Source organism: Frankia sp. Hr75.2 (genome assembly GCF_949319125.1).
Lineage (GTDB): Bacteria > Actinomycetota > Actinomycetes > Frankiales > Frankiaceae > Parafrankia > Parafrankia soli.
Map to the genome: position 1 here is coordinate 27,398 of NZ_CASGGV010000332.1, position 25,077 is coordinate 52,474.

A 25,077-nucleotide genomic window follows, 5' to 3' on the forward strand; every position below is an offset into this window, starting at 1 on the left:
GGGTGGGGCCTCAGGTCAGGGAGGCCAGGAGTTCGCGGGCGGCGCGGGCGATCTCGATGTCCTCGCGCGCTTCGATGATCAGGGTGCGCACAGGTGCGTCCGGTGCGCTGATGTCGAGGTCGCCGCCGGTGTAGGAGAGGTTGCGCTCCTCGTCGACCGCGATCCCGAGGAAGGCGAGGCCAGTGGCGGCCCCGGAACGTACCGGGCCGGCGTGCTCCCCGACGCCGCCGGTGAAGACGAGTGCGTCCAGGCCGCCGAGCGATGCCGTCATCGCGGCTGTCTCGGCTCGCAGTCGATGCAGGTAGACGGCCATGCCGAGTGCCTCGGGGGTGCCCGCCCGGCGCGCGCCGGTCAGGATGGCCCGCATGTCCGCCGACCCGACCAGGCCGGTCATGCCGCTCTCGTGGAACAGCACGTCGGTGAGCTCCTGAGCGGTCATCCCCTGTTCGGTCTGCAGCCAGAGCAGGAGACCCGGGTCGACCGTGCCGGAGCGGGTGGCCATCACCAGGCCTTCCAGCGGGGTGAAGCCCATTGTGGTGTCGATGCTGACGCCGTCCCGCACGGCGGCCAACGACGCGCCCGAGCCCAGGTGAGCGGTGACCACCCGGCGCGCTCCTGTCAGCTCGGCCGCCCGCCGGGCGGCGTAGGCGTGCGACAGGCCGTGGAACCCGTAGCGGCGGACGCCGTACTGCTCTCGCCATCGGGCCGGGACCGGGTAGGTGATGGCCTCGAGCGGCATCCGGGAGTGGAAGGCGGTGTCGAAGCAGGCCACGCGTGGGACACCGGGGAGCGCCTCCGACACGTCGGCCAGCGCCGCCAGCGCGGCCGGCTGGTGCAGCGGCGCCAGGGAGACGAGTTCCCGCAGGCGCCGTTCGACCTGCTCGTCAACGAGCACCGGGTCGGTGAAGGTCGACCCGCCGTGCACGACACGATGTCCGGTGACGGTGACCTCGCCGGCGTGCGCGAGGGCGTCGACGGCCTGTTCCAGCTCCGCCGGGTCGGGCCGCCCCGCCACGGCGCGCAGGTCGTGGGCGGCCAGCACCCGGTCGTCCGAGCCGAGCAGGCGCAGCTTCACGCTGGACGAGCCCGCGTTCACCACGAGCACGTTCACCGCCGCGACGGCGCCGGCCGGAACCCGCGTCGGGACGTCCGCCACGTCTATCGGTCCTTCCCGGCGGGGTGGGCGCGTGCCGCTCTCGGTCAGCATGCCCTCGGTCAGTGCGGTCGCGGCCAGCAAGGCCCCAGTCAGACGGTCGGGTCGGTCGGCCAGCAATGCCTCCAGTCAGACGGTCGGCCAGCCGCCCGGTAAAGCCTCTGTCAGTAAGGCCACGTCCAGTCACGGATGCGCGGGTCGTCCTCGCCATGGTCGCGGGTGTAGGCGCGGGCGGCGAGACGGGCGTCGATCATTCGCTGCCTGACGTGCGCCGCGCGGGCGCCGAGGCTGGCGACCCGGTCGATCACGTCCACGACCAGGTGGAAGCGGTCGAGGTTGTTCATCATGACCATGTCGAAGGGCGTGGTCGTCGTGCCCTCCTCGATGTAGCCGCGGACGTGCAGGTTGCCGTGGTTCCGCCGCCGGTAGGTGAGGCGGTGGATCAGCCACGGGTAGCCGTGGTAGGCGAAGATGATCGGCCGGTCCTCGGTGAACAGCGCGTCGAAGCGCGCGTCGGACATGCCGTGCGGGTGCTCGGCCTCCGCCTGCAGGCACATCAGGTCGACGACGTTGACGACCCGCACCTTCAGCTCGGGGAAGTTCTGGCGCAGGATGTCGACCGCGGCCAGCGTCTCCAGGGTCGGGATGTCCCCGGCGCAGGCCATGACGACGTCGGGGGTGCCGTCGCCGTCCTCGGTGTGGTCGTTGCTCGCCCAGTCCCAGATACCCAGGCCGCGGGTGCAGTGCGCGATCGCGTCCGACATCGGCAGGTAGTTCAGTGCCGGCTGCTTGCCGGCGACGATGACGTTGATGTAATGCCGGCTGCGCAGGCAGTGGTCGGCCACCGAGAGCAGCGTGTTCGCGTCCGGTGGCAGGTAGACCCGGATGATCTCGGCCTTCTTGTTGACCACGTGGTCGATGAAGCCCGGGTCCTGGTGCGAGAAGCCGTTGTGGTCCTGGCGCCAGACATGGCTGGTGAGCAGGTAGTTCAGGGAGGCTATCGGTCGGCGCCAGGGAATGTGCCGGGTCGCCTTCAGCCATTTCGCGTGCTGGTTCACCATCGAGTCGACGATGTGGATGAACGCCTCATAGCACGAGAAGAAGCCGTGCCGGCCGGTGAGCAGGTAGCCCTCCAGCCAGCCCTGACACAGGTGCTCGGAGAGCACCTCCATCACCCGGCCGTCCGGGGCGAGGTCCTCGTCGGTCGGCACCGTCTCGGCGTTCCAGGCCCGGGACGTGGTCTCGAACAACGCCCCGAGGCGGTTCGACGCGGTCTCGTCCGGGCCCATCACGCGGAAGGTGTTCGGGTTCGAGCGCATGACGTCGCGCAGGAAGCCGCCGAGCACCCGCGTCGCCTCGTTGGAGCCCACTCCCGGCTGGGGAACGTCGACGGCGTAGTCACGGAAGTCCGGCAACGTCAGGTCACGCAGCAGCTCACCGCCGTTGGCGTGCGGGTTGGCGCTCATCCGGCGGGTGCCGACGGGAGCCAGCGCCGCGAGCTCCGGGACCAGCCGCCCGTCGGCGTCGAACAACTCCCAGGGCCGGTAGCTGCGCAGCCACGACTCCAGCAGGGCGAGATGCTCGGGGTTGTTGTGCAGCTCGGCGATCGGCACCTGGTGCGAGCGCCAGTTCCCCTCGACCGGCCGGCCGTCGACCGTCGACGGACCCGTCCACCCCTTCGGCGTGCGCAGGACGATCATCGGCCACACCGGGCGGGACGAGTCGCCGCCGCGGCGGGCGCGGTCCTGAATGTCGAAGATCCGCGAGACGGCGGTGTCGAGCACCCGGGCGAACTGCTGGTGGACGTCGGCGGGGTCATCGCCGGTGACGTGCAGCGGCTCGTAGCCGTAGCCGCGCATCAGCGCGTCGAGCTCCGACTCGGGGATGCGGGCGAGGATCGTCGGCTGAGCGATCTTGTACCCGTTGAGGTGCAGGATCGGCAGCACCGCGCCGTCGCGCACCGGGTCGAGGAACTTGTTGGAGTGCCAGCTCGCCGCCAGCGGGCCGGTCTCCGCCTCGCCGTCACCGACGACGGCGGCGACCACCAGGCCCGGGTTGTCGAAGGCGGCGCCGTAGGCGTGGGTGAGCGCGTACCCCAGCTCACCGCCTTCATGAATGGAACCGGGCACCTCCGGCGCCACATGGCTGGGAATTCCCCCGGGGAACGAGAACTGCCGGAACAGCCGGCGCAGCCCCTCCCTGTCCTGGGTGACGGAGGGGTAGATCTCGCTGTACGTGCCCTCGAGGTAGGTGTTGGCCACGATTCCCGGCCCGCCGTGGCCAGGGCCGATCACGTAGATCGCGTCGAGGTCGTTGCGGCGGATGACGCGGTTCATGTGGGCGTAGATGAGGTTGAGCCCGGGCGTGGTACCCCAGTGCCCGAGCAGCCGTGGCTTGATGTGCTCGGCCCGCAGCGGCTCGGTGAGCAACGGATTGTCGAGCAGGTAGATCTGCCCCACCGCGAGGTAGTTGGCGGCGCGCCAATAGGCGTCGATCAGTCGCAGCTCCTCGGTGGACAGCGGCCCCGTGCTCTGCACACCGGACTCCGCGCCGATCTCGGCGACGTTGATCATGCCCGCCCTCTCTGCTGGTCCCGCCTCGGCGCCGTTGCCTCGTCTGTACCGTGCCTCGCATGTGTCGTTACCGCGTGGGTGCCGTTACCGGCGACCCCACCATCGTTCCCTCGACACCGGGCGGAACGCTGATCCGTTGTAAGGCTGGACCCGGTTAACTCCGCCCGGACAAAACCCGGGCGAACGTCGCGTGAACGCCGGGCCGGTGGTCCCTTGCGGGCGTCGACACGGCCCTGGCCTGACGGCCCTTTGGACGCGACGCGGTCAGGACGGCTTTCCCGACGGGCACCCCCGATCGGCATGGACGGACATGGGCGGCATGGTCCAGCGTGGACGGCGGGACGGGCTCCGGCGCGCCCGGAACGGACCCGCCCGGAACGAGCCCACCCGCACAGAACGGGCCCGCCCGGCTTCGTCAGCCCCGGCCTGGGTCAGCCCTCGCCGACCAGCGGGCTGGAAGCCACCTCCGTGCCGTCGTCGAGGGTGGTCACCCGGAAGTCCGCGAAGACGTTCGGTGCCACATCCCGCAGGGCGCGCAGCGCGGCGATCGCCAGCCCGCGGATCTCGACGTCGGCGTGCTCGCTGGCCCGCATCCCGATGAAGTGCCGCCAGGCACGGTAGTTGCCGGTGACGACGATCCTGGTCTCGGTGGCGTTCATCAGCACCGAACGGGCCGCCTGACGAGCCTGCTTGCGGCGCGAGGTCGGCGCGGACACGTCCGCGAAACGCTTCTCGAGGCCCTCCAGCAGCCGCGCGTACGCGTCCATGGACGCGGCGGCCGCCTCGGTGAACAGGGAGTGCAGCTCGGGGTCGGTGGCAATCACCTCGGGCTCGACGACGGCCGCATCGTGCTCGGGGACGTAGCGCTGGGAGAGCTGGCTGTAGGAGAAGTGCCGGTGCCGGACGAGCTCGTGGGTCAGGCTCCGGGAGACACCGGTGATGTACAGCGAGACCGTTCCGTGCTCGAGCACCGACAGGTGGCCGACGTCGAGGATGTGCCGCAGGTAGCCGGCGTTCGTCGCCGTCGCCGGGTTCGGCTTGTTCCAGCTCTGGTAGCAGGCGCGACCGGCGAACTCCGCGAGTGCCTGGCCGCCCTCGGCGTCGGTGCTCCACGGGACGTCGTCCGGCGGGAGGAACTCCGTTCGGGCTATGACCTGGACCTTCATCCGGGCCGCCGCGGGGCCGGGGCTCGGCTCGTCGAGCTGCTCCGACCCGGCGGTCTCGTCGATCTCGTCAGGCACTCCGACCTCCACCACAGCGACCTCCACCGTCTCCACTCGTGGACGTCCGCGCAGCCGGACCGTGTTCACGCCAGCCGTGTTCACGCGCCGGACCGCGCCCGTGCGGCCAGACCGTGCTCACGCACCGATCGCCTGCGCGCAGCCGCGGCGTGCGCACCCAGCCGGAGCGTGAGCACGCGGTCGGCGACGTCCAAACCGCTCGGCGCGGGACTCGAGCGGCTGCGCCCCACGGTATCGGCTCCACCCACGCCATCCGGAAGCAGCATCGACGGAGCCACGACGAGAAACCAACCCACGCCCGCCGACCGGCATCGGCATGCACCGGACCGGTTACGTTCGAACCGCCCAACCGGCCCGTGTCGTCACCCACTTACCCGTCCGGTGACCCGTCCGGAACACAGCGGTGGCACTGGCGACGCACCGTGGTACACCGGATGTGGGCGCCTCGCCACAGTCGGCGAGGGGTCCGGTGCCCGCCCGAGTGGCGCGGTCCGGCCGGGGGTCTCCGCCCCCGTCAGCTCCCGGCCGGTCCCGCGCCGCGGCGGGCACCGTGTCTCCCACGCGGCCGCGACTGCCGACCGGCCCGTCTCCCGCGCCGCCGGCCGACGGCGCGGCCGCGTGGCGCTCGGCGCCTACCGTGAATCGCGCGGGGCCGTGCGGTGCCGTGTCGGCCGTGCGGTGCCGTGTCGGCCGTCAGCCCGCGGGTGTCCACGCCGTCGGGTCGGCCGGGCCCTGGTCGCCGGTGGCCATGTCCTTCACCTCGTGCGGGCGGTCGTCGGCGAACGGCGGGAACCAGACGTGCCCGATGCCCTTGCGTGAGGCGTACCTGATCTGCTTCGCCAGCTTGTCGGCCTGGTGGTAGGTCTCCACGTTGAGACCGCGGCCGCGCAGCAGCCGGGCGGTCGCCAGCGCCTCGGCGCGGCGCTCGTCGCTCGGGATCACCATGAGCACCTGGGCCGGGCTGGACGGACCCGCGCCGATGAGGCCGTCCGCGACGAGCTTGGCGAAGATCCGGGTGAGACCGATCGAGATCCCGACACCGGGGAGGTTGCGCCGGATGAAGGTGCCCGCGAGGTCGTCGTACCGGCCACCGGAGCAGATGCTGCCGTACCCGGGCGCATCGACGAACTTGGCCTCGTAGACGGTGCCGGTGTAGTAGTCCAGGCCGCGGGCGATCGACAGGTCGGCCACGACGGCGCCCGCCGGCAGGTCGGCCAGGTCGTCCAGCACCCGGGCCAGCTCCTCGAGCCCTTCCGTCAGGAGCTCGGATTTGACCCCGAGCCGGCCGATCTCGTCGATGACCCCGGCGTCGGAGCCCCGGACCTGGGCCAGGTCGAGGCAGGCGCGCGCCTGCTCGGCCGTGAGCCCGACCGGCCCCGTCAGCAGCGCCTCGACCCCCCGCGCGCCGATCTTGTCGATCTTGTCCGCGGCGCGGATGACGGCGAGCGGGTCACCGATACCGAGCCCCTCGTAGAACCCCTGCAGGATCTTGCGGTTGTTGATGTTCAACGTCCAGGACGGGACGGCGAGCGTCGTGAGGACCTCGTGCACGATCCGGGGCAGCTCGGCGTCGAAGTGCAGCGGGACGTTGTCGACGTTGATGACGTCGATGTCACACTGAGTGAACTCTCGGAACCGGCCCTCCTGCGGCCGCTCGCCCCGCCACACCCGCTGGATCTGGTAGCGCTTGAACGGGAAGACCAGGTCGTTGAAGTGGGCGGCGACGTACCGGGCGAACGGCACGGTCAGGTCGAAGTGCAGGCCGAGGCGCGCGCTGTCGTCGTCGTCCTCCGCCTGCAGGCGGCGCAGGGTGTAGACCTCCTGCGACGTCTCGCCCTTGGCCATCAGGGCCTCGAGGGCCTCCACCGACGGGGTCTCCACGGAGCAGAACCCGTACCGCTCGAAGGTGGCACGGATGGTGTCGAGCCAGCGGAGCTCGACCATCCGGACGTCGGGAAGCCACTCGGGGAACCCGCTGACCGGGGTGGGACGGACTATCGGTGCGTCGGCCATGGCCGGGACAAACTCCTCGTTCTCGACACTGTTGCGTGCGCGCGCCTGGGCGAGGCGCACTCATCGGACCCTGAGAGCGCGGCGATCACCGATGTCGAGACAGGAGAAGCACGATCGAAACCATACAACGCCGCCCGCGGGTCCCTCCGGACGGCGAGTGGTGCAGCCACCGGGTCGCACCGGCCGGTCTGGCTCCGGCGCTCCCCCGGTGGCCGCGTGACCTCTATGTGGTCCTCTCGGGCCCCTGGTTACTCCCGGCGACGCCCGCGGCCGCCGCCCCGGCGCCCCCGTGCGGCTCCGGGCCGACCACCGTCAGCCCACCGGCGGGATCGACCAGGCACCGCCCGGCCGCCGTGCCCGCGACGACCAGCTCACCGCGGACCCGCACGCACGCGAAGAGCGCGACATGCAGTGGACGGACGGCCGGCAGCAGGAAGCCACCGTCGATGTCATAGCGGGTGTTGGTCACCTTGCGCGTGGTGGAGCCGAGCTCCTGCGCGCCCGCCGGAGGCAGGTCCGCCCGCGCCGTGACCATCATCTCCGTGCAGCCGACCGGCCAGGTCCAGCACAGACGCCCGTCGACCATCCGCAGGTCGGGCACGGGCCCCACGTCGTCGGCCGCGGTGTGCGGCCCCGGCGGCGGCACCACGAACAACGGCAGCCCGGACGGCGGCCCGGCCTCGACGCGCGCAGCGGATTCGGCGTGCGCCCCGGGCTCGACGCGCCGCCCAGGCTCGACGTGCCCGCCGGATTCAGCGTGTGCCCCGGATGTGGCAGCCGCGGGTTCCGGCCGCGTGGCGGCGTCCCGCGCAGGCTCCGGCGCTCGGGCCGGCCCGGTACCCGGAGCGGTCGCGGGGCCGGGGACGGGCGTGGCAATGGGAACGGGCGTGGGAGTGGGAACGAGGGTGGGAGTCGGGCTCGGCCAGCGGGCCGGGCGCGACCAGGCGCCGTCGATCCCGGCGATCACCTCGTACTCGGGGATCGACGCGCCGCGGAAGACACCGCCGTCCTCGATGGTGGTGGCCGAGGTGACCCCGACCGCGCGCGAGTTGCCGTCCGCGGTGATCCGGCGGATCCGGTAGCGGGCCTCGCCGGGGGTGGTCGTCGGCCGCCAGCTGATCACCACGGAGGCGCCGTCCCACCGGGCGGCCACGCCGCTCGGCGGTTCGACGACGCGCTCGGCCTCCGCGGTCCGGCCGGCCTCGACCCGCTGCCCGGACGGCTGACCCGCCGGTTGTCCGGCCGGCGGCCTGCCCGGCCGGTTGGAAGCCGGGAGCGGATCGGCACCGGATCCCACCGCTGCTGCCGCGTCCGAGGCCGCCGTCGCGGTCGACGCCGACGCCGACGCCGACGCCGAGGGCTGCGGCTGCGGCTGCGGCTGCGGCTGCGGCTGATGGGCGCCGGATGAGGAGGTCCCCGCCAGCTCCTGTGCCTCGTCGTGGTCCGCGGCGAGGGCCAGGGCTTCGCGGGCGAGCCGGATCCGTTCCGGGCCGGACTGCGCCCGGGCCCGCCGGACGAGGTCATCCGTCTGGGCGCACCGAGCCTGGGCCGCCGCGCGCACCTCGTCGAGGACGCGTCCGTCGGGGCCCGGCACGTCCGCGCCGAGGCGGGCCAGCTCGTCGGCGAGACGGACCACCGCGTGCTGGCGGTTGGCGGCGAGCTCCGCGACGATCGCGCGCCAGCGCTCGCCGGCCGCCCGGATGGCGCGCTCCACCTCGTCGCCGACCGCCCGGATCGGGGGCAATGTCTCCCCGGCGATCTCACGGGCGCGGGTGATCTCGTCGCTGGCGGCGATCGGGCGGCCGGCACGCAGCGCGGCCCGCGCCCGGGAGAGCGCGCTCTGCCAGTCGGCGGCACGCACCGGCTCAGGACGCACCGGCACCGGGTTGACCGGCGACGGGCCGCCCCGACCACCGCTCCCCCGACCACTGCTTCCCGGACCGTCGCTCCCCGGACCGCCCGCGTCCCCGTCGAAGGCCGCGCCCGTGGACGGCCCACCGGCGGGCGAGCCGGCCCCCGACCGCGGGGTGTGCGCCACGACCGGGGCGTCCACGCCGTGCTCGCGGGCGAGGTCGGCGACGACCGCGCGCGCCCGGCCGGGGTCGAGGCCCTCCGTCTCGGCCGCCGCGACGAGCTCGGCGGCGGCCGAGGGCAGCAGGCGGTCCTCGATGAGCACGGCGGTGGCGACCCGCGGGCGCAGCACAATCTTCACGGGTTCGACCAGCGCCTCCAGATACGCCTCGGGGTCGCCGTCGACGAGCAGGGCCCGCACGGCGGTCAGCAGGTCGTCCAGCAGGGCCCGCCGCCGGTCCGGGCGGCGCTCGCGGTTGCGGGCGGCAGCGGCGTCGCGGACGGCCCTGATCTCCTCCCGGCTGGCGCCCGGCGCGATCCCCAGCAGGTCGAACAGGCTCCGCGGCGGGGTCACGCCCGCGATCCGGCCAAGCTCGTCGAGGTCGGCTCGCACCTGGCGTATCACCTCGGCCGGGACGGGCCGGCGCGTCGACGTGGCGTCCGCCCGCTCGGGCGTGCCCGCGGGCAGCACCCGGTACCTGCGGGTGCGCAGCGCGAACGCGGCGTCGTCAACACCGTGCGCGGCGGCGAGGGCGCGCAGCCCGGCCAGCTTGTCCTCGGGGAGGCCGCCGAACCGGCTGACCAGCCGGCGGACGGCGGCGTCGAGCTCGGCGAAGCGCTCACCGTCGCGAGCCTCGCGCGCGGCGCCGACCCGGGCGGCGAGCTCGGCGCGGGAGGCGGCGGTGGCCAGCGCCGCGGACAGCTCGTCGTGCAGGCCCAGCAACGCGATGATCACACCCCGGTAGCGGGGATGGTCCCGGCTGCGCTGCCAGAACGCCCAGACGGCGTCGACCCGCACCCGGACCTGCTCATCGCTGAGCCGCGGGGCCTCCTCGATCGGGATGTCGTAGAGCTCGAAGGGGTCGCTCTGCTCGGCGCCGCCGCGGGCATGCACGGCCGCGAGCACGCGCCGCCGGTAGTCGTTCGAGTCGAAGGGCAGCACCGTGGACTCCCTTTCCGTGACGCTCTCCGGCCGTTCCGTCCGGCGCCGGCCCCGCCCCTTCAGGGTTGACCGGCGCCACCAGCACAGGGCGGCGGCTACGTCCAGCCGGGCGCGCCGGGCGAGCCGCCCAGCCCGCCGCGGTCGTCCCCGGGCCGGCCCTTGCGCAGCGGGTCTCCCCCGCCGCCCGCCCCGGACGGCCCGCCACCGGACGGCCCGCCACCGGACGGCCCGCCACCGGACGGCCCGCCACTGGACGGCCCAGAACCGAAAGGCCCCTCACCCCGCTCACGCCGCGCCCGAGCGACCTGCTCCCGTTCGCGGGCGACGTCGGCCTGGCTCAGCGCCGCCGAGGTCTCCACCCGGACGGTCAGCGGCCGGTCGGCGAGCCCCTCGTGTCGTGCCGTCACCTCGAGGATGCCGTCAAAGCCCATCCGGAACATGATTTCAATCTGGGTTCCGGCGGGATAGCCCGGTGGGATTCCGGTGATCTCCGCCTCGGCGATGACCTTGTTGTCCTCGACCCGCGGCGACTCGACCCCGCCGGCCTGCTCCACCACGTAGACAGTCACCGTGTCCTGATCGTCACGTACCGTCCCGAACGGACGGCGGACCGCGACCGGTAGCCGGTCGTTGCGGTGGACCAGGAAGACCGCGCCCTGGTCACCGAACCGGTTCAGCGCGAGCACACCGAAGCCACGGGAGACCACGTTGACGACCTGGACCTCGACCGTCCGCCGGACCCGCTCGGCGGACAGCCCGAGGGCCTCGGCCAGCCGTCGACACGCGGCATCAAGGTCCGCGGCGGCAGCGGTGTCGACGGCGGCGCCGTCCACGAGCTGGCCGCGGGTGACCAGGTCGGCCGCGACCATCCGCTCCAGCGCCTTCTTCTCACCGTAGATCGCGGCGCCGCGGGCGACGGCGAGATCCGGGTCGGTCAGCTCCACCGGGACGGACAGCTCCGCCGCCAGCCGCCGCGCCACCGCCGGCATCCGCGACGCCCCGCCGACGAGCAGCACCCGGTCGATCCCACGCACCCCGCGCTCCCGGGCCGCGTCGATCGCGGCCCGGGTCAGCGTGACGGTGCGGTCGAGCAGGCCGGCGGTGAGGCGCTCCAGCTCGTCGCGGGTGAGCGTGATGTCCAGCGACCTGCCGCTGTGGCTGACCGTCACCACCGTGGACGTCGCCTCGGTCAGCTCCAGGCGGGCGCGCTCGGCGGCGAGCTGCAGCTCCTGCGCCGCCTCGCCGTCGTCGAGCGGGTCGTCGGCCTCGGGATGGGCCTCGAGGAAGCGGTCGGAGAGGAACAGCACGATCTTCTCGTCCCAGTCGGCCCCGCCGAGCTGGTGATCACCGTCGGTGGCGACGACGGACACCCTGCGGTCGGCCAGCTCGACGATGGTGACGTCGAACGTCCCGCCGCCGAGGTCGTAGACGAGCGCGACCTCCTCCGCGATCGTGCCCGGGCCCGTGAGCGTCCGGCGGCTGCCGACCTCGAAGCGGGCGAATCCGTAGGACAGCGCGGCGGCGGTGGGCTCGTTGATGACGTCCACGACGTTCAGGCCGGCGTACTCGCCGGCGAGCACCGTGGCGCGCCGCTCCTCGTCACCGAAGTAGGCGGGGACGGTGATCACGACGTCCCGGACGGGCTCGCCGGTGGTCAGGCCGGCGTCCGAGACGAGCGCCTTGAGGATCAGCCCGCTCACCGCCGGGGCGGACCAGGCGGCGCCGTGCGTCACGAACCGCCAGTCGCCGTCGCCCATCCGCCGTTTGACCAGGGCGCACACGTCGTCGGGACGGGCTCGCGCCAGGCGGCGCGCGGTCTCGCCGGTGATGTAGTCGTCCTGGCCGACGAACAGGACGACGCTCGGCAGGGTCCGCGACCCGTCCATCAACGGGATGATCTCGGGGTCCCCGGCGCCGGAGACCCGCGCCAGACAACTGAAAGTCGTCCCGAGATCGATGCCGAAGACCGTGCCGGTGTTCGGCCCCGCCCGCCCGCCCGCTTGTCGCACCACACCCGAAACCTATCCATCCGGGTAGTGCCGGACTGCTACCGGACCGGGTGACGGGTTGACGACACCGGTGTCCGGGAGGTGATCAGGCCCGGTTCGGGAGGTGGTCAGCCGAGGTCGAGCAACGTCAGCCGAGGTCGAGCAACGACTCCAGGCCGACCGTCAGCCCCGGGCGGGCAGCCACCTCGCGCACCGCCAGCAGGACCCCGGGCATGAAGGACTCCCGGTCCAGCGAGTCGTGACGGATCGTCAGCGTCTCGCCCGCCCCACCGAGCAGCACCTCCTGGTGGGCGACGAGCCCACCGAGGCGGACGGCGTGCACCGGTACACCCGAAACCCGCGCCCCGCGCGCCCCGTCCAGGGCGGAGGTGGTCGCGTCGGGACCGGCGGCGGGCAGCCCGGCCGAGGCGCGGGCCGCGGCGACCAGCTCGGCGGTGCGCCGCGCCGTGCCGCTCGGGGCGTCGGCCTTGCCCGGGTGGTGCAGTTCGACGATCTCCACCGACTCGAAGTACGGCGCCGCGCGGGCGGCGAACATCATCATCAGGACGGCGGCGATCCCGAAGTTGGGCGCCACCAGTACGCCCACCGACGGCTCGGCGGCGAGCCAGCCGCGCAGCGTCGCGAGGCGGGCGTCGTCGAACCCGGTCGTCCCGACGACCGCGTGGACGCGGTTCTCCACCGCCCACCGCAGGTTGTCCATGACCGCGTCGGGATGGGTGAAGTCGACCACGACGTCGGCCTTCGCCGCCGGCGAGCGGTCGTCGCCGGCGTCGACCTCGGCCACCAGCTCCAGGTCGGGCGCCGCGCGGACGGCGTCGCAGACGGTCGCGCCCATCCGGCCACGGGCTCCGAGCACCCCGACGCCGATCATCCCGTGCCCTCCACGTGTCCGGTACCGCCAGCGGCCGCGCGGGTCACCGCGCTACGGCCGCGCTGAAGTCGTGGTCCTCGAACGGGCCGATGACGCCGAGCGCCCACGGCTGGTCGACCAGCTCGCCGGCGACGGCCCGCACGTCGTCGAGTGTGACGGCCTCGACCCGGGCGAGCACCTCGTCGACGGAGAGCAGCTCGCCGTGGACGAGCTCGCTCTTGCCGAGCCGACTCATCCGCGACCCGGTGTCCTCCAGGTTGAGCACCAGGCCGCCGCGGTTCTGCCCGCGGGCCCGCTCGAGCTCCTCCGCGGTGATGCCGTGCTCGGCGATCCGGTGTACCTGCTCGCGGCAGATCTCCAGCACCTCGTCGGCGCGCCCCGGGGTACAGCCCGCGTAGACGCCGAACAGCCCGGCGTCGGCGAACTGGTTGTCGAAGGAGTACACGGAGTAGGCCAGCCCGCGCTTCTCCCGCACCTCCTGGAACAGCCGCGAGCTCATCCCGCCACCGAGGGCCGTCGACAGCACGCCGAGCGCGTACCGGCGCGGGTCGTGCCGGGACAGGCCGGCCGTGCCGAGCACCACGTGGGCCTGCTCGGTCGGCCGGTTGGTGACGACGATGCCCGGCGGCGGCGGGAACGGGTACTCGCCGCGGCGCACCTCCTGGGGCCGCGCGGGCCCGGTGAGCCGGTCGGCGAACGCGGCCACCACCCGGTCCAGGGCGTGGTCGTGCTCGATGTTGCCGGCGATCGAGACGACCAGCGCGGGCGGGGCGTACCGCTCGCGGTAGTAGTCGAAGACCGTCTCCCGGCCGAGCGCCTCGATGGTGCCGACCGTGCCGAGCACCGGCCGGCCCAGGACGGAGGAGCCGAGGACGGCATCGGCGAAGACGTCGTGCACGACGTCGCCGGGGTCGTCCTCGTGCATGGCGATCTCCTCGAGGATCACGCCCCGCTCGGCCTCGACGTCGTCCGCGGTCACCAGCGAGTTGGCGACCATGTCACAGACGACGTCGATGGCCAGGTCCATGTCCACGTCGAGCACCCGCGCGTAGTAGCAGGTGTACTCCTTGGCGGTGAAGGCGTTGAGATCACCGCCGACGGCCTCGATGGAGGCGCTGATCGACAGGGCGTCCCGGCTCGGGGTGCCCTTGAACAGCAGGTGCTCCAGGTAGTGCGAGCAGCCACCGGTGAGCGGCGTCTCGTCCCGCGAGCCGACGCCCACCCAGATCCCGATCGCCACCGACCGGACCCCGGGGACCTTCTCCGTGACGACCCGCAGGCCGCCCGGCAGCACCGTGCGGCGCACGGCCCCGGCGAGCAGGACCTCGGAACCGGGACCCGCCGCGAGAAGCTCGGCCACCCGGGCCGGGCGCGGGCCGGAGGCGTGCTCCGGCCCGGCCAGGCCCGGGGTGCGGTCGTTCGGGGTGCGGTCGTTCGAGGTGCGACCGTCCGAGGTGGACAGATCCGTCTCCGTCACTGCGCTCCTGTCAGGATCCGGCGCTTACGGTGTCGATGGACTCCGCGCCCGGCGCGAGGCTGATCTTGCCGCGGGCGTCGATCTCGGTGATCTCCACCTGGAGCTTCTGGCCCACCGACAGCACGTCCTCGACCTTCTCGACGCGCTTGCCGCCGGCGAGCTGCTTGAGCTTGCTGACGTGCAGCAGGCCGTCCTTGCCGGGCGTCAGCGAGACGAAGGCGCCGAAGTTCGTGATCTTCACGATGGTACCGAGGTAGCGCTCGCCGACCTCGGGCATCTGCGGGTTCGCGATCGCGTTGATCGCGGAGCGGGCGGTCTCGGCCGCCGGCCCGTCGGCGGCACCGATGTAGATCGTGCCGTCGTCCTCGACGGTGATCTCCGCACCGGAGTCCGCCTGGATCTGGTTGATCATCTTGCCCTTGGGCCCGATGACCTCGCCGATCTTGTCAACGGGGATCTTCACGGAGATGACCCGCGGGGCGTGCGCGGACATCTCGTCCGGCCCGCCGATGGCCTCGGCCATCACCTCGAGGATCGTCAGCCGGGCCGCCCGCGCCTGCTGCAGCGCGCCGGCGAGCACCGACGCCGGGATGCCGTCGAGCTTGGTGTCCAGCTGCAGGGCGGTCACGAACTCCTGCGTGCCGGCGACCTTGAAGTCCATGTCGCCGTAGGCGTCCTCTGCCCCGAGGATGTCGGTCAGGGTGACGAAGGCGTCGCCCTCCCGGATCAGGCCCATCGCGATGCCCGCGACCGGGGCCTTCAGCGGCACACCGGCGTTCAGCAGCGACAGCGTGCTCGCGCAGACCGAGCCCATGCTCGTCGAGCCGTTGGAGCTCAGCGCCTCGGAGACCTGGCGGATCGCGTAGGGGAACTCCTCGCGGCTGGGCAGCACCGGCAGCAGCGCCCGCTCCGCGAGCGCGCCGTGGCCGATCTCGCGCCGCTTCGGCGAGCCCACCCGGCCGGTCTCACCGGTGGAGTACGGCGGGAAGTTGTAGTTGTGCATGTACCGCTTGGTGCGGTCCGGGTTGAGCGTGTCGACGGTCTGCTCCATCCGGAGCATCGCCAGCGTCGTGACGCCGAGGATCTGCGTCTCGCCCCGCTCGAACAGCGCCGAGCCGTGCACCCGCGGGATGTAGTCGACCTCGGCCGACAGCTCGCGGATCTCGGTCGTGGAGCGGCCGTCGATGCGCACGCCGTCGGTGACGATGCGCGAGCGGACCAGCTTCTTGGTCAGCGCGCGGTAGGCCGGGCCGATCTCCTTGTCGCGGCCCTCGAACTGGCCGGACACCTTCTCCACGGCCAGCGCCCGGACCCGCTCCAGCTCGGTCTCGCGCTCGGCCTTGCCGGCGATGCGCAGCGCCGCCGCCAGCTCCTCGCCGACCGCGGCCGTCAGGGTCTCCAGCACGTCGTCGTGGTAGTCGACGAACAGCGGGAACTCACGCACCGGCTTCGCCGCGCCCGCGGCCAGCTCGCTCTGTGCCCGGCACAGCTCGCGGATGGCCGGCTTGGCGGCCTCCAGCCCCGCGGCGACGACCTCCTCGGTCGGTGCCGGCGCGCCCCCGGCGACCAGGGCCACCGTGCCCGGCGTCGCCTCCGCCTCGACCATCATGATCGCGACGTCGGAGCCGTCCTCGAGAACGCGGCCGGCCACGACCATGTCGAAAGTCGCCCGCTCCAGCTCGCTGTGCGTCGGGAAGGCGATCCAGTCGCCGTCGACGTAGCCGACCCGGGTGGCGCCGATCGGCCCGCTGAAGGGCAGCCCGGCCAGCATCGTCGACGCGCTCGCCGCGTTGATCGCGACCACGTCGTACAGGGTGTCGGGGTCGAGGGCGAGCACGGTCGCCACGACCTGGATCTCGTTGCGCAGCCCCTTGGTGAACGACGGCCGCAGCGGCCGGTCGATGAGCCGGCAGGTGAGGATCGCGTCCTCACTGGGGCGGCCCTCGCGGCGGAAGAACGAGCCGGGGATGCGCCCGGCCGCGTACATCCGCTCCTCGACGTCCACCGTCAGGGGGAAGAAGTCCAGCTGCTCCTTCGGCGAGCGGCTGACCGTCGTCGCCGAGAGGACCATCGTGTCGCCCAGGTGGGCGACGACCGCGCCAGCGGCCTGCCGGGCCAGCCGACCGGTCTCGAAACGGACCGTACGGGCCCCGGCCGGGGTCGTGATGACGGCCTCTGCCGCCTGTGTCGAGTCGTCCACTCGATACTCCATCCTCATCGTGGGCCGTGCCCGCGCCATGGAGGATGCCGGTGCTCAGTCGAAGTCTCCGGGGCGGCGCCGACGGCGCTCGTTCCGGCGGCCACGACCGAGGACCGGCGGCTCATGCCGCGCGGACCCGGCTGGGTCCTGCCGACCGCCGGCGGCCCTTGGCCGCCGACGGCCCGGCACACCGGTATCTACCCCCGATGTGCCGAGGGAGCGCCACCGGGGCGCTCCCTCTCCTGACTATCGACGCAGACCGAGTCGCTCGATCAGTGCGCGGTAACGGTTGATGTCCGTCTTCGCCAGGTAGTTCAGCAACCGCCGGCGGCGCCCGACGAGCAGGAGCAGCCCGCGCCGGCTGTGGTGGTCGTGCTTGTGGACCTTCAGGTGCTCCGTCAGGTCACTGATGCGACGGGTCAGCATCGCGACCTGCACCTCGGGCGAACCGGTGTCCCGGTCGACCGTGGCGTAGTCCGACATGATCTTCTGCTTGACGTCGCCAGAGAGCGGCACGCTCCACCTCGTTCCTCATCCGGGACGGCGCGCGCTCGGGGTCTGCATCACCCGAGCCTCCTGCCGGTGTACGCCGTCGGCCGTGGCTCCACCGCCGGCGACCGCCCGGGAACATCGACCTTCGCCGAATCTCCCGACCACCGCCGAGCCTCAGCGACCACTGAGCGTCAACACCTGCGCACGAGCGTCAACACCTGCGAACATCAGCAACCGCCACGAGCCAACCACCGGCACGCCGTCACCGGACACACCGCTCCCGCTTGAAGGGGAAGCTTATCAACCCCGGGAGACCCGCCCCGGCACCGACCGTCGGCACCCCCGGCGCGGACGCGTTGTGTCAGACGGAGAGCGTGGCCGCGCGGGTGGCGTCGACGTCCCGCGCCATCTGCAGGACGAGCTCGTCGACCGAGTCGAAGCGCAGCGTCGGGCGCAGCCGGTGGGTGAACTCGTAGACCATGTACTCGCCGTAGAGGTCGCCGTCGAAGTCGAGCAGGAACGCCTCGACCCGGCGGTCACGGCCCTCGAAGGTCGGGTTGGTGCCGATCGAGATCGCGGCCGCCCGCCGCTGGCCGGACCACCGTGCGAAGCCCGCGTACACCCCGTCGCCGGGAACCGCCGCCCACGGCGTGCACTGCAGGTTCGCCGTCGGGTAGCCGATCAGCCGGCCACGCGCGTCCCCGTGCACCACCACGCCCTCGACCCGGTGCGGCCGGCCGAGGGCCGCCGCGGCGCCCTCGACGTCGCCGTCGGCCACCCGCCGGCGGATCGCCGTCGAGGAGAGCACCTGCTCGTCCGCGTGGACGAGGCCGATCCCCTCCACGGTGAAGCCCTCGGAACGGCCGCCGCGGGCCAGCGTCTCCACGTTCCCCGCGGCGCGGTGGCCGTAGGTGAAGTTCTCCCCCACGACCACGCCGGTCGCGCGCAGCTGCCCGGCGACGATCTCGTGGACGAAGTCCTCGGCGGTCATCCGGCTGAAGTCGAGGGTGAACGGGGCGACGCACAGCGCGTCGACGCCGACGCCCTCGAGCAGCTCGGCCTTGTGTCGCAGGGTCGTCAGCAGCGCGGGATGGGTGCCGGGGCGCAGCACCTCCGCCGGGTGCGGGTCGAACGTCACCACAGCCGCCTGCTGCCCGCGCTCGCGCGCCAGCTCCACCGCCCGGCCGATGATCCGCCGGTGCCCGAGGTGGACGCCGTCGAAGAAGCCAATGGTGACGATTCCTCCCGGCCAGTCGTCCGGGGTGTTCTCCACTCCGCGCCAACGTCGCACCTGCCGAAGCCTAGGGCATCACGAGTCGATCTACGATCGCGATCCGGGCGGCCACGGCGGACGGCCGATCCGGGCGCCGGCGACGGACCCGCGCCTGATGCGCACGCCGGGTGGACGCGCCGGGTCCGCACACCGACGGAACACCAGGTGAGCGCGGGTGACAGCGCAGGCGGGGCGCTACGCGGGCGCGAAGACGACGATCGGGCGGGCCGTGCCGTCCCGTTCCTCGAACAGCGCGAGGAGCGCTCCGTCCGGCCCGAACACGCCGTACGGCCCCGGGCTGCCGAGCATGGGCAGCCGCCGCCCGTAGGCGACGTCCCGGGCCTGCTCCCCGTCCACGTCGCGGCGCGGGAAGGTCGCCGCCACCGCGGCCCCCAGCGGCACGACGGCCGCGTTCGCGGCCTCGGCGAGCGCGTCGAGGGTCACCGCCTCGGCCAGCCCGAACGGCCCGACCTCGGTGCGCCGCAGCGCGGTGAGGTGGGCGCCGCAGCCCAGCGCGGCCCCCAGATCCCGGGCGAGCGCGCGGATGTACGTCCCGCTCGAGCAGGCGACGACGACGTCCAGGTCGGTCTCGCCGCGCCGGGCGAGCAGCTCGAACCGGCTGACGGTGACCCGCCGCGGCGCGAGCGTCACCTCCTCGCCGGCCCGGACCCGGTCGTAGGCCCGCACCCCGGCGACCTTCACCGCGCTGACACTGGACGGGACCTGGTCGATCTCCCCGGTCAGCTCCGCCATCGCCGCTGCGAGCGGGCCGGCGCCGACATCGACCGGGCGGTCCGCCACCGGGTCGCCCTCGGCGTCGTCCGTCGTGGTGGTGCGGCCGAGCCGGATCGTGGCCTCGTACACCTTGGCGGTCAGCGCCAGCCGGCCGAGCAGGCGGGTTCCTCGGCCGACGCCGAGCACGAGCACACCGGTCGCCATCGGGTCCAGGGTGCCGGCGTGGCCGATGCGGCGGGTGCCCAGCAGGCGCCGGGACCGCGCGACGACGTCGTGTGACGTCCAGCCGGCGGGCTTGTCCACGACGACGAGGCCGTCGACGGCCGCGGGACGCTCGGCCGCCGTGGGACGTTCAGAAGAAGGCACGGGAGGGATCACCCGGCGAGGCGGGGAGCGCGGGTGAGCTCCTCGCGGAAGACACGCATCACGGTCTCCAGCGGCGCCGACGACGAGATGCCGGCCGCGAAGCGGTGCCCGCCGCCACCGAGCGCGGTGCAGACCGCTCCGACGTCCACCGCCCCCTTGGAGCGGACCGACATCTTCCAGACGTCACCGTCCTGCTTGCAGACGACGGCGACCTCGGCCTCGGACACCGTGCGGACGGTGTCGATGACCGCCTCGATCTCGTCGTAGCCGATGCCCGCCACCCGCAGGTCGGCCTCGGTGCACCAGGTCCAGATGAGGTCGAACTCGGGTTCGAGGCGGGCGCGTTCCAGCGCCTGCCCGAGCAGCTTGAGGTAGCCGAAACGGTGCGTGTCCCACAGGGTCCGGCCGATCAGGTCGTGCCGGATGCCGGTCGCCAGCAGGCGGGCGGCCAGCTCGTGGACGGCCGGTGTCGTGGCGGCGAACCGGAACGAGCCGGTGTCGGTGACCAGCCCGGTGTAGACCGCGGCGGCGATGTCCTGGTCGAGCTCGACACCGAGCGCGTCGATGATGCGCACCACCATGACGCTGGTGGACGCCGCTTCGATGTCGACGACGTTGATGTCGCCGAACAGGGTGTTCGAGGCGTGGTGATCGACGACGATGCAGCGCGGCACCGCGAGTCGGCGGGCCAGGCAGCCCAGGCGCTCCTCGCTGCCCGCGTCCAGGGTCACCACCAGCTCCGGGCTGTCCCCGAGGTCACCGGGCGCGACGAGCAGGTCCTGGCCCGGCAGGAAGCGCAGCGTCCGGGGCACGACGAACGGGTCGGCATCGAACGAGACCCGCGGGGACGCGCCGAGGCGGCGCAGCGCCAGCCCGAGCGCGATCGCCGACCCGAGGCTGTCGCCGTCCGGGTTGACGTGCGCGAGCAGGAGGATCCCCCCGCCCGAGTCGACCGCGCCGCGCAGCGCCCGCACAGCCTCGGCCAGGCTCTCGGCGGCGTGCCGCGACGCGAGCTGGACCGCGGTGGGCGCCGAGGCGCCGCCCGACCCTCCGGCTGAAGCCGGGCGACCGGCGGACTCCGTGCCCGTGGACATGACCGTCATGACGCCGACTCCTGCCGGGCGACTGTGGTGTCCCCACCGGCCTGCGGTCCGTCACCGCCGAACCCGTCACCGAATCCGTCAGTGAGACCGTCGCCGGGCCCGGCATCCGCCAGGGCGTCGAGCGGGTCGCCGTCCAGCGGGTCGCCGTCGAGCTCGTCGGCGTCCCGGGGGCGCCGGTAGGGATCGGGCTCGCCGGCGGGCGTCGCGTCCTGGCGCACCCGGGCGAGCTCCTCGTCGCGCCGGCGGGCGACGTCGAGCAGGTCCTCCAGGTGCCGCGCGTCGTCCGGCAGCCGGTCGTGCACGAACGTCAACGTCGGGGTGACCTTGATCCCGGTCGCCCGGCCCACCTGGCTGCGCAGCATGCCCTTGGCGGACTCCAGCGCGGCGGCGGACGCCTGCCGTGCCACGTCGTCGCCGTAGACCGTGTAGAAGACCGTCGCGTCCATCAGGTCCGGGGTGACCCGCGCGTCGGTGATCGTCACCATCCCCAGCCGGGGGTCCTTCACACCGCGTTCCAGCGTGGACGCGACGACCTCACGGATCCGCACCGCCAACCGGCGCGCACGAGCCGGATCAGCCACCGTCCACCTCCCTCGTCGCCCGGTCGACCCGGGTGGCGGACACCACGGTGCCCGGCCGAACCGGTCGACACCTCACTGTTTCTGCCCTTGCTGTTGTCCCTGCTCGGTGCCCCTGCACCATGCCCCTGGTCCGCGTGCCGGGCACCCTTGTTCCGTGTACCCCGCGGGAGCGGCGATGCGCCCGCGACGCGAGCCGGCCGGGCTGAGCAGCTCGGGGCTGCGCGGCCCGGCGGTCCTGGGTCACGCACACCGGACACCGATCCGCCAATTACGGCAAAATCACCTCAGGACGGGCCATGTCGTCGGCGTCGTCCTCGGAGAGGTACCGTACTCGCGCCGAGAGGATCTCCAACTCCGGCCGCCGCGCGACGAGCTCCTCGCACGCGCCGAGGACCTCCGCGCAGTGCGCGCGGTCCGCGGCGACCACCGCGACCCCGAGCTCCACGCGGCGGTGCAGGTCCAGGCCGCCGGTCTCCGCGGCGCTGACCGCGAACCGCCGGCGCAGCTCGGCGACCACCGGCCGGACGACCGACCGCTTCTCCTTCAGGGAATGGATATCCCCGAGGAGGATGTCCAGCGTCAGGCTCCCGATCCACATGATCGTCTCCCGCCAGGGCGCCCGGCGCACCGGGGCCGGCCGGAATGGTCATCCGGCCGGCCCCAGGCGTTTCGGGGTCAGGTGCGGGGAACCTCCCGCTGCTCGAAGGTCTCGATCACGTCATCGACCTTGATGTCGTTGAACGAGCCGAGCCCGATACCGCACTCGTAGCCCTCGCGGACCTCGGTCGCGTCGTCCTTGAACCGCTTGAGCGACTCGACGGTGAGGTTGTCCGCGACCACGACGCCGTCCCGGATGAGGCGGGCCTTGGTGTTGCGGCGGATGATGCCGGACCGGACCAGCGAACCGGCGACGTTGCCCACCCGCGGTACGCGGAAGACCTCGCGCACCTCGGCGGTGCCGAGCTGCGCCTCCTCGTACACCGGCTTGAGCATGCCCTTGAGGGCGTTCTCGATGTCCTCGATGGCCTGGTAGATCACCGAGTAGTAGCGGACCTCGACGCCCTCGCGGTCGGCCAGCTCCGTCGCCTTGCCCTGCGGCCGGACGTTGAAGCCGATGATGACCGCGTCGGAGGCCGACGCCAGCATGACGTTGGTCTCGGTGATCGCGCCGACACCGCGGTCGATGATCCGAAGACCCACCTCGTCGCCCACGTCGATCTTGAGCAGGGCGTCCTCGAGAGCCTCCACCGAACCGGAGACGTCGCCCTTGAGGATGAGGTTGAGCTGGGTCTTCTCGCCCTCCTTCATCCGCTCGAGGATCGTCTCGAGCGTCGGGCGGCCACGGCTCAGCGCCAGCTCGGCGTTGCGCTCGCGGGCCTGTCGGCGCTCGGCGATCTGGCGGGCGACCCGGTCCTCCGGCACAACCAGGAAGTTGTCGCCGGCGTCGGGGACGCTGGTGAAACCGAGGACCTGCACCGGCCGCGCCGGCCCCGCCTCGGACACCTGGGCGCCGTTCTCGTCGAGCATCGCCCGGACGCGGCCGAAGGCCTCGCCGGCGACGACCGAGTCACCGATACGCAGCGTGCCACGCTGGACGAGCACCGTGGCCACCGGGCCGCGACCGCGGTCGAGACGACCTTCGATCGCGACGCCCTGAGCCTCGGTACCGGTCGGGGCGCGCAGGTCGAGCGAGGCGTCGGCGGTCAGGATGACCGCCTCCGTCAGCTCGTCGATGCCCGTCCGGTTGCGGGCCGAGACGTCGACGAACATCGTGTCGCCGCCGTACTCCTCCGCGACCAGGCCGTACTCGGTGAGCTGGCCGCGAACCTTCGCCGGGTCCGCGCCCTCCTTGTCGACCTTGTTCACCGCCACCACGATCGGCACGTTGGCCGCCTGCGCGTGGTTCAGCGCCTCGATCGTCTGCGGCTTCACACCGTCGTCGGCGGCCACCACCAGGACCACGATGTCCGTCACCTGCGCACCACGGGCACGCATCGCGGTGAAGGTCTCGTGGCCCGGGGTGTCGATGAAGGTGATCGGGCGCTCGGTCCCGTCCACCACCGCGCGAACCTGGTAGGCGCCGATGTGCTGGGTGATGCCACCGGCCTCGCCGCCGACGACGTCCGTGGACCGGATCGCGTCGAGCAGCTTCGTCTTGCCGTGGTCGACGTGACCCATGACGGTCACCACCGGCGGACGGGCCGACAGCTCGACGTCGTCGGCGTAGTCGCCGCCGAAGGACAGGTCGAAGCTCTCCAGCAGCTCCTTGTCCTCGTCCTCGGGGCTGACGATCTGGACCTCGTAGCCCAGGGTCACACCGAGCAGCTGCAGGGTCTCGTCCGTGCAGGACTGCGTCGCCGTGACCATCTCGCCGAGCTGGGTGAAGACCACCTGGACGAGGGCACCGGGGTTCGCGTCGATCTTGTCCGCGAAGTCGGCGAGCGACGCGCCACGCGGCAGCCGGATCGCCTGCCCGTTACCGCGCGGGACCATCGCCCCCATGCGCGGCGCCTCGAGCCCGCTCTCCCATTCCTGCCGCTTCGCGCGCTTGGACTTGCGCTGCCGGCCGGGACGCCCACGGCCACCAGGACCGAAGGCACCCGCCGTCGTCCCGCCGCGACCACGGCCACCGGCGGCCGGACGACCGCCGCCACCGGGACCGCCGCCACCGGGACGACCCGGAGCGCCACCGCCGCCACCGGGACGGCCGGGGGCTCCCCCACGGGGAGCGAACCCACCGCCACCGGGACGCGGGCCACCGCCACCGGGACGGCCGGGGCCGCCACCGCCACCGGGACGGCCCGGGGCGCCACCCGCCGGACGGGGCTGGAACATGTTCGAGTTCGGCCGCGGGCCACCGGAGCCACCAGGACGCGGGGGCATCTGGCCCGGGGTCGGCCGGGGACCGCCGGAGCCGCCCGGACGCGGGGGCATCTGCCCCGGCGACGGACGCTGGCCACCGGGCCCACCCGGACGCGGACCGCCCGGACGCGGACCGCCCGGACGCGGCGCGCCGGGACGCGGCGGTGCCGAGGGGGAACCACCCTGACCGGACGCGGCACGCGGGCCGGCCGCCGGGGAGGTGTAGGGGTTGTTACCGGGCGCGGCCGGCCGCGGGCCGGGCCGGGGCCCGGGACGCGGGCCGCCGCCGGGGCCACCAGGACCAGCGGGGCCGCCGGTACGCGGACGACCCGGCGCGGCGGGACCCGGACGCGGGCCACCGGAAGCCGGCCGCTGCGGTGCGGCCGGCGGCGTGGCGGCCGTCGGGGCCGAGGTGACCGGAGCCGGGGCGGGAGCCGAGGGTGCCGGGGCCGGCGCCACGGGCGGCGCGGGCGGCGCGGCGGATGCCGCGGCCGCGGCGGGGCGCGGAGCCTGCGACGGCTGCGGCGCCACCGGCTGGGACTGGGGCGGCTGGGACTGAGCCGGCTGGGACTGGGGCGCGGCCGTCGGGGTGGACGGGCGCGATGCCCCGGGCAGCGGGGCCGGACCGGGGCGACCGGGAACCGGACGGCCACCAGGGCCGGGCCGGGGACCGGTGCCGGAACCTGGGCCGGGACGGCCGATGGCGGGCCCCGGACGGGGCGGCGGCATCGGTCGCGCGCCGTTGCCCGGACGACCGCCGGGACGCGAGGACGGAGCGGAGCCTTCCGCGGGGAAGGCCTCCTTCAGTTTCCGAACCACGGGTGCCTCGACTGTGGACGAGGCGGACTTCACGAACTCACCGAGATCCTTGAGCTTGGCGAGCACGGTCTTGCTGTCGACGCCGAGCTCCTTCGCAAGCTCGTGTACGCGGGCCTTTCCTGCCACGGTGCTCCTTCTTTCGGCCCGCGGTCCGTGCCCGCGTGACCTCGTTACCTGCCGGTCGTGATCATGGCTGCGTTCTCACTGCGCGGTCATCGCTGTCTCGACCTGCTTCCGTGTCGACGTCGATCTGGCGTCGCCTGCCGGCGCGGCCACCCGGGACCGATCTCTCGGCC

Annotated in this window: 16 protein-coding genes; all 16 read right to left on the bottom strand. The window is 73.3% G+C overall.

The annotated features are described in order from the left end of the window. Positions 1-10: 10 nt before the first annotated feature. A complete protein-coding gene (locus AC559T_RS31510) occupies positions 11-1,156 on the bottom strand; it encodes an acetate/propionate family kinase (protein ID WP_112107275.1) in 1,146 nt (381 codons plus the stop codon). Between the two features lie 161 nt (positions 1,157-1,317). Further along, the gene (locus AC559T_RS31515) at positions 1,318-3,726 is read right to left on the bottom strand and encodes a phosphoketolase family protein (RefSeq protein WP_071066382.1); all 2,409 of its coding nucleotides are present in this window, start codon (positions 3,724-3,726) and stop codon (positions 1,318-1,320) included. A 431-nt stretch (positions 3,727-4,157) separates the two neighbouring features. Next, the gene (gene thyX, locus AC559T_RS31520; RefSeq protein ID WP_071066395.1) at positions 4,158-4,892 is read right to left on the bottom strand and encodes an FAD-dependent thymidylate synthase; all 735 of its coding nucleotides are present in this window, start codon (positions 4,890-4,892) and stop codon (positions 4,158-4,160) included. A 768-nt stretch (positions 4,893-5,660) separates the two neighbouring features. Further along, entirely contained in the window at positions 5,661-6,980 is a 1,320-nt protein-coding gene (hisS, locus tag AC559T_RS31525; RefSeq protein ID WP_071066381.1) for a histidine--tRNA ligase, read from the bottom strand. A 223-nt stretch (positions 6,981-7,203) separates the two neighbouring features. Then, positions 7,204-9,993: a hypothetical protein gene (locus AC559T_RS31530; RefSeq protein WP_498871023.1), complete on the bottom strand. Its 2,790-nt coding sequence runs from the start codon at positions 9,991-9,993 to the stop codon at positions 7,204-7,206. Positions 9,994-10,088: 95 nt separating this feature from the next. After that, a complete protein-coding gene (locus AC559T_RS31535; protein WP_498871024.1) occupies positions 10,089-12,005 on the bottom strand; it encodes an Hsp70 family protein in 1,917 nt (638 codons plus the stop codon). Positions 12,006-12,129: 124 nt separating this feature from the next. Beyond that, positions 12,130-12,873, bottom strand: a complete 744-nt coding sequence (dapB, locus tag AC559T_RS31540; RefSeq protein WP_112107162.1) for a 4-hydroxy-tetrahydrodipicolinate reductase — start codon at positions 12,871-12,873, stop codon at positions 12,130-12,132. A 43-nt stretch (positions 12,874-12,916) separates the two neighbouring features. Next, a complete protein-coding gene (locus tag AC559T_RS31545) occupies positions 12,917-14,350 on the bottom strand; it encodes a M16 family metallopeptidase (protein ID WP_498871025.1) in 1,434 nt (477 codons plus the stop codon). 10 nt (positions 14,351-14,360) lie between these two features. After that, positions 14,361-16,550: a polyribonucleotide nucleotidyltransferase gene (locus AC559T_RS31550; RefSeq protein ID WP_071066376.1), complete on the bottom strand. Its 2,190-nt coding sequence runs from the start codon at positions 16,548-16,550 to the stop codon at positions 14,361-14,363. Between the two features lie 246 nt (positions 16,551-16,796). Continuing rightward, on the bottom strand, positions 16,797-17,066 hold the full coding sequence (gene rpsO, locus AC559T_RS31555) for a 30S ribosomal protein S15 (RefSeq protein ID WP_020458818.1): 270 nt from the start codon (positions 17,064-17,066) through the stop codon (positions 16,797-16,799). A gap of 337 nt (positions 17,067-17,403) precedes the next feature. After that, a complete protein-coding gene (locus AC559T_RS31560; protein WP_368952538.1) occupies positions 17,404-18,333 on the bottom strand; it encodes a bifunctional riboflavin kinase/FAD synthetase in 930 nt (309 codons plus the stop codon). A gap of 177 nt (positions 18,334-18,510) precedes the next feature. Next, positions 18,511-19,416, bottom strand: a complete 906-nt coding sequence (gene truB, locus AC559T_RS31565) for a tRNA pseudouridine(55) synthase TruB (RefSeq protein WP_071060703.1) — start codon at positions 19,414-19,416, stop codon at positions 18,511-18,513. An 8-nt stretch (positions 19,417-19,424) separates the two neighbouring features. Further along, entirely contained in the window at positions 19,425-20,519 is a 1,095-nt protein-coding gene (locus AC559T_RS31570; RefSeq protein WP_112107158.1) for a DHH family phosphoesterase, read from the bottom strand. Beyond that, positions 20,516-21,100: a 30S ribosome-binding factor RbfA gene (rbfA, locus tag AC559T_RS31575; RefSeq protein ID WP_071060558.1), complete on the bottom strand. Its 585-nt coding sequence runs from the start codon at positions 21,098-21,100 to the stop codon at positions 20,516-20,518. Before rbfA ends, AC559T_RS31570 begins: the two co-directional genes overlap by 4 nt. A 268-nt stretch (positions 21,101-21,368) precedes the next feature. Then, positions 21,369-21,698 carry a DUF503 domain-containing protein gene (locus tag AC559T_RS31580; protein ID WP_498871026.1) on the bottom strand — a complete coding sequence of 110 codons (330 nt, stop codon included), beginning with the start codon at positions 21,696-21,698 and terminating at the stop codon, positions 21,369-21,371. A 77-nt stretch (positions 21,699-21,775) separates the two neighbouring features. Beyond that, on the bottom strand, positions 21,776-24,907 hold the full coding sequence (gene infB, locus AC559T_RS31585; RefSeq protein ID WP_498871027.1) for a translation initiation factor IF-2: 3,132 nt from the start codon (positions 24,905-24,907) through the stop codon (positions 21,776-21,778). Positions 24,908-25,077 lie beyond the last annotated feature (170 nt).

Coding starts and splice junctions, on each gene's coding strand:
- AC559T_RS31580 (WP_498871026.1), bottom strand. CDS start 21,698: ATGTGGATCGGGAGCCTGACGCTGGACATCCTCCTCGGGGATATCCAT.
- AC559T_RS31515 (WP_071066382.1), bottom strand. CDS start 3,726: ATGATCAACGTCGCCGAGATCGGCGCGGAGTCCGGTGTGCAGAGCACG.
- dapB (WP_112107162.1), bottom strand. CDS start 12,873: ATGATCGGCGTCGGGGTGCTCGGAGCCCGTGGCCGGATGGGCGCGACC.
- thyX (WP_071066395.1), bottom strand. CDS start 4,892: ATGAAGGTCCAGGTCATAGCCCGAACGGAGTTCCTCCCGCCGGACGAC.
- hisS (WP_071066381.1), bottom strand. CDS start 6,980: ATGGCCGACGCACCGATAGTCCGTCCCACCCCGGTCAGCGGGTTCCCC.
- AC559T_RS31570 (WP_112107158.1), bottom strand. CDS start 20,519: ATGACGGTCATGTCCACGGGCACGGAGTCCGCCGGTCGCCCGGCTTCA.